Genomic DNA, 12,120 nt, shown 5'->3' on the forward strand with positions numbered 1-12,120 from the left:
AGGACAGAATTATAGGAGATTGAGGGTTATGGATAGAGTAGAAATCAAACAACTGTTTACAGACGTCAGCGCTTATCAGGATCAAAAGGTCACAATATCCGGATGGGTGAAAACAATCCGTGATTCCAAGGCACTGGGATTTATGGAATTAAATGACGGGAGCAGCTTTAAAAACCTGCAGGTTGTTTTTGAGGACAGCAGGATTGATAATTTTAAAGAAGTGACAAAGTACCATGTCGGGAGCGCCGTAACGGTAAGCGGGGAGATTATACTGACCCCGCAGGCGAAGCAGCCGTTTGAAATTCACGCGGATGAGATTGTGCTGGAGGGAGCTTCTACAACAGACTATCCGCTCCAGAAAAAACGTCATTCGCTGGAGTTTCTGCGTTCTATCGCACATCTTCGCCCGCGTACCAACACCTTTAACGCGGTGTTCCGGGTACGTTCAGTAGCGGCGTTTGCGATTCACAGGTTCTTTAATGAGCGCGGTTTTGTCTATGCGCATACTCCGCTCATCACCGGGAGCGACTGCGAAGGGGCGGGGGAGATGTTCCGCGTTACGACGCTGGATGCAAAAAATCCGCCGATTTGCGAGGATGGAAGCGTTGATTATTCTCAGGACTTTTTCGGAAAAGCGACCAGTCTGACAGTTTCCGGACAGTTGGAGGCGGAGTGTATGGCCATGGCCTTTGGCAAGGTTTACACCTTTGGGCCGACCTTCCGCGCGGAGAACTCCAATACTACCCGGCATGCCGCAGAATTCTGGATGATCGAACCGGAGATTGCGTTTGCGGACCTAAACGATGATATGGATCTCGCGCGGGATATGATTAAGTATGTGCTTTCCTATGTGCTGGAGGAATGTCCGGAAGAGATGCAGTTCTTTAACAATTTCTATGACAAAGGGCTGATTGAGCGCCTCTCCGCCCTGGTGGATTCCGACTTTGCCCATGTCACCTATACTGAGGCAATCGAAATTTTGGAGAAAAACAAGGATCAGTTTGAATACCCGGTATACTGGGGATGCGATCTGCAGACTGAGCATGAGCGTTTCCTTACCGAGCAGGTGTTTAAACAGCCTGTGTTTGTAACAGATTACCCGAAAGAAATCAAGGCCTTTTATATGCGCCTGAACGACGACGGAAAAACCGTTGCTGCAATGGATATGCTTGTTCCGGGAATTGGGGAGATCATCGGCGGAAGCCAGCGTGAAGAACGTCTGGATGTACTGGAGGAAAGAATCCGGGAGCTCGGAATGGATCCGGCGGACTATTCCTGGTATCTGGATCTTCGCCGCTATGGCGGAACCAAGCACGCGGGTTATGGGCTTGGTTTTGAACGGCTCATTATGTATATCACAGGTGTTTCCAATATTCGAGACGTGCTGCCATTCCCAAGAACAACCGGAAGTGCCGAATATTAATTGAAAAGGAAAAGCAAGCCGTTTTCGGCTTGCTTTCTTGCTATATCGCTTTATGAGAGGAATGATCGAAAGAATGGATCAATTGTCTGAATTGCGCAAATTGGTGCGGGATAAGGGGAAAAACGGAATTTGCCTCGCTTTTTCAGGCGGGGTCGATTCAGCCGTCCTGCTGAAGGTTGCTTCTGAGGCGGGCGTCCCTTTGCTTGCCGTAACCTTCCATACGATGCTCCATCCTGCAGCCGACACGCAGGCGGCAAAAAAAATAGCGGAAGAGATGGGGGCTGAGCACCTGGTGCTGGAGATTGACGAATTTCAAAATCCCAAGGTTATGGAAAATCCTCCCGACCGGTGTTATCACTGTAAATACATGCTGTTTGAACAGCTCGTCCACGTAGCCCAGGAACGCCGTCTTGCCTGTGTGATGGATGGTACTAATTTGGACGATCTGAGCGAATACCGGCCTGGACTGCGCGCATTGGAGGAATGGGGTGTGCTCAGCCCGCTGGCAGCCTGCAAGCTCGGAAAGGCCGAGGTACGGGAAATCGCGGCAGAGCTTGGGCTGTCTGTTGCGACAAAGCCGTCTTCACCCTGCATGGCGACCCGTTTTCCCTATGGTCAGCTTTTAAGCCGGGAACTGCTGCGTCAGGCAGAGGATGCGGAGGCCGCGCTGAAGGAATTGGGCTTTTATAATGTCCGGGTGCGCTGTCACAACGGGATTGCCCGCATTGAGGTCGACCAGGAGGCGCTGACCGATGCGCTGAAGAAAAAGGATAAAATTTGTACAGCCTTGAAAGAGTGCGGCTTTGATTATGTTACTCTGGATTTGGAGGGCTTTCGGAGCGGGAGTATGGATTTGCATATTAAAACGGATGAAACCTAATCGGTTTCATCCGTTTGTCCATTTTCTAATTCTAATTCCAAATGCAGCTTTTCTGCTATTGTGAGGATAAAGCGGCTGTTGCTTGGCTTTTTTGCAGTATTGCTAAAGATTTCATTGAATTCGTCGGCCGGGTTATTCCGGCAGGCCTCCCAGGAAATTGAGACAGCATGACGGATTGCACGTTCCACACTAACCGAAGTTGTATTGAATTTTTCTGCAATTGCAGGATATAGGCCCTTTGTGATAGAATCGAGTTCCTGGCTTCCGGCAAGCGCCAATAAAATAGCATACCGCAGGTAACGGTAGCCTTTGAGGTTGGCGGGGATATTAAACGCATGAAGCGTTTCCGCTACCAACTGTTCCCGGGACTTGGTCGGGCAGTTGAGATAATAGTGGGAAGAGGTGACGATTTCCATCAGCCGTTCGTTTAGGGTGCTGTTGCTGTATGGCCGGCAAAGGTAAAATGCGGCGCCATGCTCCTCAGCAAAAAGCTTTTTTTCCGTAGTAGGGTCAGAATCGGTAATAATAAACTCAGGATGGTAATTGGGAATTGCAGAAACAGCCTTCATCATTCCAATTCCGGAGATATATTTCATATTTTCTGATACAACCACAATATGAGGACGGTATTCGCAAATTTTATCAAAAATGGCAAAGGCTTCAGGTATGATCTCCTGAATCTCAAATCTTGATAGATCCACCCATGAATTCCAGGCATTTTCCCAGAAGCGTTTATTGTCACAAATTAGAATTCTAAACTTACGCCTCATCTGTGTCTATCTCCTTTGACGCTATTTTTAAAACACTTTTATTTTACCATATTTTTGATGCAGGGACAATGAGAAAGGACAGAGAAATATAATAGCCTGAATTGATGATATTTACCAAATTTTTCCTTTTATAACGTCGAATAATGCCGGAAAAAGAATAAGGCTGTAAAAATACAGCCTTATTTGACGAATATTCACGATTTTAGTTTACTTTGTACCAAAGATTCTATCGCCGGCATCTCCTAAGCCCGGGACGATATAGGCATGCTCATTCAGGCTCTGGTCCTTGGAAGCACAATAAATAGCAACGTCAGGATGAGCCTTCTGCAATGCTTCCAGACCTTCCGGAGCAGCAATAATACACATAAATTTGATATTAGTTACACCGCGCTGCTTGATCTGGTTGATCGCATCGATCGCAGAGGCGCCAGTGGCAAGCATCGGATCAAGGACAATGACCTCCCGCTTTTCAATATCCACCGGGAATTTTGCGTAGTATTCAACCGCCTGCTTGGTTTCCGGATCGCGGTAAAGCCCTATATGGCCAACCTTTGCGGCGGGCACCAGTCTTAATACGCCGTCGACCATCCCGAGACCGGCTCTGAGAATCGGAACAAAAGCAAGCTTGCTCCCGGCGATTACCTTTGTTTTTGCAACGGCAATCGGCGTTTCGATCTCGACCTCTTTTAGCGGCAGGTCGCGGGTCGCCTCATAACACATCAGCATTGCGATTTCAGATACCAGTTCCCGGAATTCCTTAGAGCCGGTATTCTTATCACGAAGCAATGAAATTTTGTGCTGAATCAGCGGGTGATCCATAATCATAGGAGTTGTCATGGTAAAACATCCTTTCCCTTATTTATATTCTTTTTCCAGATTCATCATTTTTTCTACCCGAACGGCGTGCCTTCCGCCCTCGAACTCGGTTTTCAGGAAAACATCCAGCAGTTCAGCCGCAAGCCCCGGGCCGATCACCCGTGCGCCAAACGCGATGATATTGGAATCATTGTGCATTCGGGTGTATTTCGCAGAGAAATAATCATGGCAGAGCGCAGCGCGGATGCCATGGATTTTATTGGCGGACATGGAAATTCCGATTCCTGTTCCGCAGATTAAAATTCCCTTTTCGCATTCACCGCTTAAAATACTTTCGCAGACAGGCTTTGCAATATCGGGATAGTCGCAGGATTCCTCCGTATAGGTGCCAAAATCCTTAAACGGGATATTCTTTTCCGCCATATGTTTCATTAATTCAGCCTTCAGCGTCACGCCTCCGTGGTCGCATCCAATTGCAATCATGGGTTTTCCCTCCGTTTTTTCATCAGTTCACGCTGTGCCTGGGGAAGCCTGAGATATTCCGGCGTCAATTCGGCCGCGCTGATGGTTTCGCCCTTACGGATTTTTTCCAAGGCTGCAAGACCGACCGATGAAGCGCGCTGGTAACGGTTTGCCGCCCCGCTCAGCACCAGACCTGTTAAAAGTCCCTGGTATTCATTATAGCACAAATCTGCGCCGTCTCCAACTAAAATTACAGGATTTTTTTCCATTTTCAGTTCAGAACCTATTTCCTCCAGCGAGATGGCACGGTCAGGAGTCCGTTTTATTATTGTTCCTGGCTGTACATCATACAGAGCATTATAAACCTGCTTGCATCGTGCGTCCATAACACAGCACACTGTTCCGGAAAAATCCACCGCGTTATAGGCCAGTGCATCCAGCGTAGAAACTGCTACGCAGGGTTTTCCGGCAGCATAGGCCATCCCCTTTACTGCGGCAATCCCAATCCGCAGCCCGGTAAAAGACCCCGGGCCGTTTGAAACGGCGAAATAATCGATTTCCTCTGGTGATATCCGGCTCTGTGAAAGCAGATGCTCGCACATCGGCATAATAGTCTGAGAATGGGTGAGCCCCAGGTTGGCCGAATATTCCGCCAGTATTTTCGTTTCATCCAACAGACAGACGCCCGCTGCCTTGGCGGAGGTGTCCATTGCCAGTATTTTCATAGTCTGCCATCATTCCTTTATTATTCTTCCCGGGAAATCTTGATTTCCCGTTCCTCTTCACCTAACACGGTGAACGCAACGGTAATGGTTCCAGGCGGAAGCACTCCGTCGATATTTTCGCTCCATTCAATTGCCAGAATGCCATTGGGATCGTCCAGATAATCAAAAAAGCCGGTAGAATACAGATCGTCAAAATCAGTGATCCGGTACATGTCAAAGTGGTATAGGATAACGGATCCCCGGTATTCATGCACCAGTGCAAAGGTGGGACTTGCTACCTCGTCCGCGATTCCCAGTCCGCGCGCCATTCCCCGGGTGAAGGCCGTTTTTCCGGCGCCGAGATCCCCGGTGTATGCGACGACATCGCCTGGATGAAGCGTTTTTGCAAACTGTTCGGCAATTTCTTCAGTTTCCCGCACACTGTGGGAACGGTAAGTATTCATCATAGGATTAATACGGCGCCCTCCTCGGACTTCCTTTCTTCGAATCATAGCTTGCTTTACCCATTCACTGCATGGGAACGCAGGCCGTTTTTCCTATTATATTATTTTCTGTAAATTATTTCAATAGCTCTGGTCAGATTATTGACAGTATGGTATAATAAATCATAATAATTTGTTTCAAGGGGCATGCTCTGATGTTGGGAAAAGCATCCCCTGTGAGACGGGCGCAGGCGGGAGTCTTTCGCCTGTGAGGAAAGCTATGGGAAAGAAAGCGGATGGATGCTGCTGATTCAGGGCGGCTACAGGAAAGGAATGTTGGCGATTTATGATGACAGATATTGAGATTGCACAAAACGCAGCAATGAAACCGATCTATGATATTGCAAAGGAGCTTGGGGTTTCGGAAGAGTTTGTGGAGCCTTATGGAAAATATAAGGCGAAGCTAAGTGATGAGCTGATAGAGGAGTTATCCGGAAAGCCGGATGGGAAGCTGGTTTTGGTGACTGCAATTAATCCGACCCCGGCCGGTGAAGGAAAAACTACCATCTCAGTCGGGCTGGGCGAGGCAATGGCGCAGATTGGAAAAAAGGCGGTGCTGGCTCTCAGAGAACCCTCTTTGGGGCCGGTTTTTGGAATTAAAGGCGGCGCGGCAGGCGGCGGCTATGCGCAGGTTGTCCCAATGGAGGATATCAACCTGCATTTTACCGGCGATATGCATGCGATTACCGCGGCGAACAACCTGCTTTGCGCGGTTTTGGACAACCATCTCCAGCAGGGAAATGAGCTTGGGATCGACCAGCGCAGAATCCTTTTTAAACGCTGTATGGACATGAACGACCGCGCGCTGCGGTTTGTCAATGTCGGGCTGGGCGGAAAGATGAACGGAATCCCGCGGGAAGACGGGTTCCAGATTACAGTTGCGAGTGAAATTATGGCAATTTTGTGCCTCGCTTCGGATATTCATGATTTGAAAAAACGTTTGGGAAACATTTTAGTTGCCTATACTTATGATAACCGTCCTGTTTACGCACGGGATTTAGGGGTACATGGCGCAATGGCCGCCCTGATGAAGGATGCGATCAAGCCGAATCTGGTACAGACGCTGGAAAACACGCCTGCGATTGTGCATGGCGGGCCGTTTGCCAATATCGCGCATGGATGCAATTCGGTTAAAGCTACAAAGCTTGCCCTCAAGCTGGGCGATTATACAATTACAGAGGCCGGCTTCGGCTCCGATCTCGGCGCGGAGAAATTTTTGGACATCAAGTGCCGTTACGCAGGATTAAAGCCGAACTGCATCGTGCTGGTGGCAACTATCCGCGCGCTGAAATATAACGGAGGCGCGGCGCGGGTCGGCCTGGAAAATGAAAATGTGGAAGCGCTCAAGGCCGGGGTGAAAAACCTGGAGGTGCATGTCCGGAACATGCAGAAGTACGGAGTTCCGGTCGTCGTGGCGATCAACCGTTTCCTGACTGATACGGACAGGGAAATTCAGGTGCTCAGCGATTGCTGCGACGCGCTCGGGTGTGATTTTGCCCTGGCGGAGGTCTTTGCCAAAGGCGGCAAAGGCGGTACGGATCTGGCGCGGAAGGTAGTGGCGGCCTGTGAAAAGCCGAGTGATTTCCATGTACTCTATGACCATAACCTTCCGATCAAAGAAAAGATCGGGACAATTGCAAAAGAAATTTATCGTGCGGACGGGGTGGTTTATACCGCTGCGGCGGAAAAAGAAATTGCCGAGATTGAACAGTTAGGTCTCGATAAGCTGCCTGTTTGCGTGGCGAAAACACAGTATTCGCTCTCGGACGACCAGAATAAGCTGGGCGCGCCGACCGGATTTGAAATTACGGTGCGTGGCGTTAAGGTATCCGCGGGAGCTGGATTTATTGTGGTTTATACCGGAAATATCATGACGATGCCGGGCTTGCCGAAAGCGCCTGCTGCGCTTAAAATTGATATTGACGAAAACGGGGAGATTGTAGGACTGTTCTGATCGGCTCTGGATGGAGCATGGTGAATGGAACGTTTGGGAACGGAACGGGCGCGGCTTTATAGGACAACGGACAAATGGCTTCTGCTTTTTTGCATCCTGTTGTCCGGCTTTAGCTGCCTGGTTATTACCTCCTGTTATCTGGCGGGTTTTATCAGGCTGAATGTCGTGATTACCCAAGCCGGGGCTATGGTGCTGGGGATTTTTGCTGCTTCCCTCATTTCTCTGGTAGATTATCATACGATTGTAAAGCTCTGGCCTTTATGGGCGGGAGCCAGCCTTGTGCTTTGCCTGCTGCTGCTCACGCCGCTCGGCTATACGCCGCCGGGCAGCGACGACCGCGCATGGCTGAGGCTGTTTGGATTTTCCCTTCAGCCGTCCGAGCTGTTAAAGCTCTCCTTTGCGGCAACCTTCTCCCTTCATCTGTCTAAAGTACGGGAGCGGATGAATACGCCGGGACATTTTTTGCTTCTCTGCCTGCATGGCGGAGGGTATACCATGCTTGTGATGTTCCAGGGGGATTACGGCTCTGCCACTGTTTTCTTTGCCATGTTTATTATTATGATGTTTGCGGCAGGGCTGTCGGTCAAGCTGTTATTGGTCGGAATTTTGCTGGCTGCCGGAGCGGTTCCGCTTGTGTGGAATTTTGTCCTGCCGGATTATCTGAAAAAGCGGTTTTATGTTGCATGGAACCCTGCTTCTGACCCGCTGGGCGGAGGATACCAGCAATACCGAGGACAGATTGCGCTGGGTTCCGGGCAGTGGTCGGGAAGAGGGCTGTTTTCGGATAGCCTGATCTCGGTCCCGGAAGCGCATAATGATTTTATTTTTGCCTATATTGGCCAGACGCTTGGGCTTGCAGGCTGTGCCGCTACAGTGCTTGGCATCGCGCTCATCTGCGGAAAAATCCTCTGGACAGCACACCGCAGCGAGGATTTTCTTGGATGCAGCTTATGCTGCGGGGTTTTTGCCATCATTTTTTATCAGGCGCTGATTAATATTGGCATGGTGCTTTGCGTAATTCCGGTCATCGGCATTACGCTGCCCTTTGTGAGCGGGGGAGGAACCTCCCTTTTGATCTCTTATCTTGGGATCGGGATGGTTATGAGCGTGGCAAGACAGAACCGGATAGAACGTATTTTTCATTGACAGAGCCCTTTAGGGGCCTATTTTTTGGAATGAGTATCAGCTTGATGGATCAATTTTATCGAGCTGCATCAGTTCCAATGCCACAGGAAAGGAGTGCTTTCGCCGGGAGCGAAAGCTGTAGTTATAGCCTATGAGAGTCATTACAGGAGAAGCAAGAGGACGGAAGCTGAAAACGCTGGACGGGCTGGATGTTCGCCCTACTACTGACCGTGTTAAGGAGGGGCTTTTTAATATCATCCAGTTTGATCTGCCCTTTTCCCGTTTCTTAGATTTATTCGGCGGTTCAGGACAGATTGGGATTGAGGCATTGAGCCGCGGCGCCGAATATGCTGTTTTTGTAGACGAGAGCAGGGCTGCGCAGCAGGTGATAAAGGAAAACCTGCAGTCGACCGGATTTTACCGGAAATCTAAGGTGGTCGCCATGGAAGCGAAGGCCTATCTTTCCGGGACAAAGGAACGGTTTCAGATTGCTTTCCTTGATCCCCCCTATTCGAAGGGGATTTTGCAGAAGGTGCTCCCCGGCGTACCGGAGGTAATGGCGCCGGGCGGAATCATTATCTGCGAACACTTAAAGGAAGAAGTCCTTCCGGAAGAGATAGGGGCCTATGTTCTGAAAAGGGTTTATGCTTACGGGCGAATCCGGCTGAGCCTATACCGGGAAAAAGAAACCGGGGAAGAGAATTAATTTGCATTTTTGCTGAGAGTATACTATAATAAAGTTGCATTTAAGACATGATTTGTTACTGGGAGAGTATTCGGTTTATGAAAATCGCAATTTGCCCGGGGAGTTTTGACCCGATTACCAAAGGCCATCTTGATATCATTGCCAGGGCTACAACACTGTTTGACAAGGTGATTGTCCTTGTGGCGGTGAATCCTTCCAAGCGATGCAGCTTTACCGCGGAGGAACGGCTTGATATGATACGCCGGAGCACTACGCAGATGGAGCGTGTAGAGGTGGATACTTTTTCCGGCCTGCTTGCAGACTATGTGGATCAGGTCGGCGCCTGTGCCATTGTCAAAGGACTGCGGGCTGTATCTGACTTTGAGTATGAGTTTCAGCTTGTCATGGCAAACCGCAAGCTTCATAATAAGGCGGAAACGATTTTTTTAACTACTGCTTCGGAATATATGTTTTTAAGCTCGAGCTTTGTCAAGGAGCTGGCGGAGTTTGGCGGAAATATCGCGGATTTTGTGCCGGCGGAGATCGTCGGGGATATTATGGAGCGATTGGGAAAATCATAATAGATGGCAGCAGCTACATCATTAATTAAGGCCGGACGGCAGAATAGGGGATTGTTATGAATATCAATGAAATCTTGGACATTATGGATGATATGCTGGAAAGCGCTTGGTCGGTTCCGCTTTCCGGGGGAAAATGCGTCATCGAAGTGGATCGTTTCGGTGAACTGATCGACGATATTAGGCTCAATCTGCCGCAGGAAATCAAGCAGGCAAAGCTGATCGTGACTGACCGAAAGATTATTATTGAAGACGCCAAGAAGGAAGCCGAGGGGATCGTCAAGGCTGCGGAAGAACGCGCACGCCGCCTGGTGGATGAGAATGAGATCAACAAAAAGGCAAAGGCCCAGGCGAATGAGGTGCTTTCTACGGCCCAGACTCAGGCCAGAGAGCTCAAACGCGCTGCCAACGAATTCTCGGAAAGTGTGCTTAAAAATACAGAGCAGGGGCTTCTTGACGCGGTGAACCAGATTAAAACTGCAAAGTCTGCGCTGCGTTCACCGAACGGGCTGAAAAAGTAATATCAGAAAACTGCGAACTGTCCGCGGCAATTCGCCGCTGCCGCAACCTGTGACGGACAAACCGTCACAGGTTGTTTTCTTTTCCTCCTAGAATATTTCGTGCAATCTTTACAATTTATTGACAAATTCATAAGAATATATGGTAAAATAATAGTATAGAAATAGTTTTTTCTATGGTTTTTCGAAAATATGCTTCGGAAAACCTGCTGGGCTGCTCCCAGCGCCAATAAGGAGGTTCATTTTCATGATTAACATTACAGCAAGAGGATTTGAGTTAAAACAGGGACCGAAAGACGGGGTGGAAAAGGAACTAAAAAGAGTTGAAAAAATGCTTCCTGAAACGGCTTCATTTGATGTAACACTGACAAAAAAGCTGGATAGCTATCAATGCGATATTACGGTGAAAAATGCAGGCAGCTTTATCCGTGGCGAAGCACAGGCAGAGCGGATCGAACCAAGCATTGATTATGCGGTAGATGACCTAAAACGGAAACTGCGAAAATTGAAAACCAGCTTAGTGGAGAAAAAAAGAAAGAGCGGAATTGACGTCCTTGCGCGGGCAATGGATGATTTAGGATATATAGATGAGCTGGAGGATGAGAATCCGTCTACTGAGATCAGGCGGCGGAAGCATGTTTTGCTCAACATGATGACCGATGATGAGGCGATCGTGCAGATGGAAATGCTGGGGCATTCCTTCTTTGTATATCTCGGCGAGGATGGGCTGACTCATGTAATTTACCGCAGAAAGAATGGCTACGGCGTTCTTGACTGTGAAGGATAATATGAAAAAGGAGAGCGGTTTATACCGCTCTCCTTTTTATCCGCCATAGAATAATTTTTCCATTTCCAATGCGACTGCATCATTTTGGTTTGATTCGATGACGGCATCTGCTTTAAACTTTACCTCTTCGGCCGCGTTTTTGACCGCAAAGGAGCGGTCTGCAATTTCCATCATAGACAGATCGTTGTAATTGTCACCGAAGACGGCGACGGATAACCCTGGACAACGTTTTTGCAGTGAACGAACACCATTGCGTTTTGAAGCGCCGCAATCATAGATTTCCAGGAAATAATAGCCTGGATGGTACACATCGGCATAGCAGGAAGCATTGATTTTCTTAGCGCAGGGAAGGGAAAGAATCTTGCTGTGAATCTGGAGGATGGTTTCCTTTTGATTCATCGCGGAAAAATAGATGACCTCCTGTCCGGCAGGAAGATCAGCTTGCCGGTAGTGCTTCATCGGCAGATCTTTCCGGTCATGATAAAATTCTTCTTCTGCCGGATGATACAGTCCGTCATAGTAGATATCAAGCTCGCCGGAATGAATGACATGGGTAAAACAGTTGCAATGGGCAGCCCGGAATACTGACAAAATTTCCATTGCCAGAGGATAGGATACCATTTTACACTCCATAAATTCCCTGGTACTGAAATCATAGAGTGCGGTTCCGTTCATAATCACAGCAGGAAGGGGAAGTCTCAGCCCATCGAGCAGGGGCAGAACAGTAGCGCAGGTACGCGCGGTAGCAATCGAAATCATTGCGCCTTTCTCAATTAAGCCGCCGAGTATTTCCCGGCTTCTGCTGCTGATTTTAGCTTCGCGGTTTAGCAGGGTGCCATCCAAATCCGTCACCATCAGCCAGTTGCCTTTACATTTTCCTTTCACACCATTTCACCCGCTATCCGCATTGATTTT

At 48.8% G+C, this 12,120-nt stretch carries 14 protein-coding genes; 8 read left to right on the forward strand and 6 right to left on the reverse strand.

Annotated features, from left to right (window positions below):
- The first annotated feature begins 28 nt into the window (after positions 1–28).
- Both asnS and larE read left to right on the forward strand, forming a co-directional pair.
- Entirely contained in the window at positions 29–1,423 is a 1,395-nt protein-coding gene (gene asnS, locus CZ360_RS07995) for an asparagine--tRNA ligase (RefSeq protein WP_077533624.1), read from the forward strand.
- A gap of 61 nt (positions 1,424–1,484) precedes the next feature.
- Positions 1,485–2,303, forward strand: coding sequence for an ATP-dependent sacrificial sulfur transferase LarE (gene larE / locus CZ360_RS08000; protein WP_077533625.1), 819 nt, complete (start codon positions 1,485–1,487; stop codon positions 2,301–2,303).
- On the opposite strand, the gene CZ360_RS08005 is transcribed toward larE, so the two are convergent.
- The 5 genes from CZ360_RS08005 to tsaE all read right to left on the reverse strand — a co-directional run bounded on the left by CZ360_RS08005 (position 2,300) and on the right by tsaE (position 5,567).
- Positions 2,300–3,073: a sporulation initiation factor Spo0A C-terminal domain-containing protein gene (locus CZ360_RS08005; protein ID WP_077533626.1), complete on the reverse strand. Its 774-nt coding sequence runs from the start codon at positions 3,071–3,073 to the stop codon at positions 2,300–2,302. The genes larE and CZ360_RS08005 overlap by 4 nt on opposite strands.
- Before the next feature lie 207 nt (positions 3,074–3,280).
- Positions 3,281–3,910, reverse strand: a complete 630-nt coding sequence (upp, locus tag CZ360_RS08010; protein ID WP_077533627.1) for a uracil phosphoribosyltransferase — start codon at positions 3,908–3,910, stop codon at positions 3,281–3,283.
- A gap of 18 nt (positions 3,911–3,928) precedes the next feature.
- On the reverse strand, positions 3,929–4,372 hold the full coding sequence (gene rpiB / locus CZ360_RS08015) for a ribose 5-phosphate isomerase B (RefSeq protein WP_077533628.1): 444 nt from the start codon (positions 4,370–4,372) through the stop codon (positions 3,929–3,931).
- Positions 4,369–5,076, reverse strand: a complete 708-nt coding sequence (gene tsaB / locus CZ360_RS08020) for a tRNA (adenosine(37)-N6)-threonylcarbamoyltransferase complex dimerization subunit type 1 TsaB (RefSeq protein ID WP_077533629.1) — start codon at positions 5,074–5,076, stop codon at positions 4,369–4,371. The genes rpiB and tsaB overlap by 4 nt, the downstream gene beginning before the upstream one ends.
- A gap of 20 nt (positions 5,077–5,096) precedes the next feature.
- Complete coding sequence (tsaE, locus tag CZ360_RS08025) at positions 5,097–5,567, reverse strand: tRNA (adenosine(37)-N6)-threonylcarbamoyltransferase complex ATPase subunit type 1 TsaE (protein WP_229408018.1); 471 nt, start codon at positions 5,565–5,567, stop codon at positions 5,097–5,099.
- A 277-nt stretch (positions 5,568–5,844) separates the two neighbouring features.
- On the opposite strand from tsaE, the gene CZ360_RS08030 reads away from it, so the two are divergent.
- The 6 genes from CZ360_RS08030 to hpf all read left to right on the forward strand — a co-directional run bounded on the left by CZ360_RS08030 (position 5,845) and on the right by hpf (position 11,205).
- The gene (locus tag CZ360_RS08030) at positions 5,845–7,512 is read left to right on the forward strand and encodes a formate--tetrahydrofolate ligase (RefSeq protein WP_077533631.1); all 1,668 of its coding nucleotides are present in this window, start codon (positions 5,845–5,847) and stop codon (positions 7,510–7,512) included.
- A gap of 24 nt (positions 7,513–7,536) precedes the next feature.
- Complete coding sequence (locus tag CZ360_RS08035; protein ID WP_077533632.1) at positions 7,537–8,658, forward strand: FtsW/RodA/SpoVE family cell cycle protein; 1,122 nt, start codon at positions 7,537–7,539, stop codon at positions 8,656–8,658.
- 130 nt (positions 8,659–8,788) lie between these two features.
- The gene (gene rsmD / locus CZ360_RS08040; protein WP_077533633.1) at positions 8,789–9,343 is read left to right on the forward strand and encodes a 16S rRNA (guanine(966)-N(2))-methyltransferase RsmD; all 555 of its coding nucleotides are present in this window, start codon (positions 8,789–8,791) and stop codon (positions 9,341–9,343) included.
- 77 nt (positions 9,344–9,420) lie between these two features.
- Positions 9,421–9,903: a pantetheine-phosphate adenylyltransferase gene (coaD, locus tag CZ360_RS08045; RefSeq protein ID WP_077533634.1), complete on the forward strand. Its 483-nt coding sequence runs from the start codon at positions 9,421–9,423 to the stop codon at positions 9,901–9,903.
- A 56-nt stretch (positions 9,904–9,959) separates the two neighbouring features.
- Positions 9,960–10,421: an HrpE/YscL family type III secretion apparatus protein gene (locus tag CZ360_RS08050; protein ID WP_077533635.1), complete on the forward strand. Its 462-nt coding sequence runs from the start codon at positions 9,960–9,962 to the stop codon at positions 10,419–10,421.
- A gap of 244 nt (positions 10,422–10,665) precedes the next feature.
- Positions 10,666–11,205: a ribosome hibernation-promoting factor, HPF/YfiA family gene (gene hpf, locus CZ360_RS08055; RefSeq protein WP_077533636.1), complete on the forward strand. Its 540-nt coding sequence runs from the start codon at positions 10,666–10,668 to the stop codon at positions 11,203–11,205.
- A gap of 36 nt (positions 11,206–11,241) precedes the next feature.
- Here hpf and CZ360_RS08060 read toward each other — a convergent pair whose 3' ends face one another.
- Complete coding sequence (locus tag CZ360_RS08060; RefSeq protein WP_143530193.1) at positions 11,242–12,090, reverse strand: HAD-IIB family hydrolase; 849 nt, start codon at positions 12,088–12,090, stop codon at positions 11,242–11,244.
- Positions 12,091–12,120 lie beyond the last annotated feature (30 nt).

It is taken from the genome of Massiliimalia massiliensis (genome assembly GCF_900155615.1).
GTDB classification, from domain to species: Bacteria; Bacillota; Clostridia; order Oscillospirales; family Ruminococcaceae; genus Massiliimalia; species Massiliimalia massiliensis.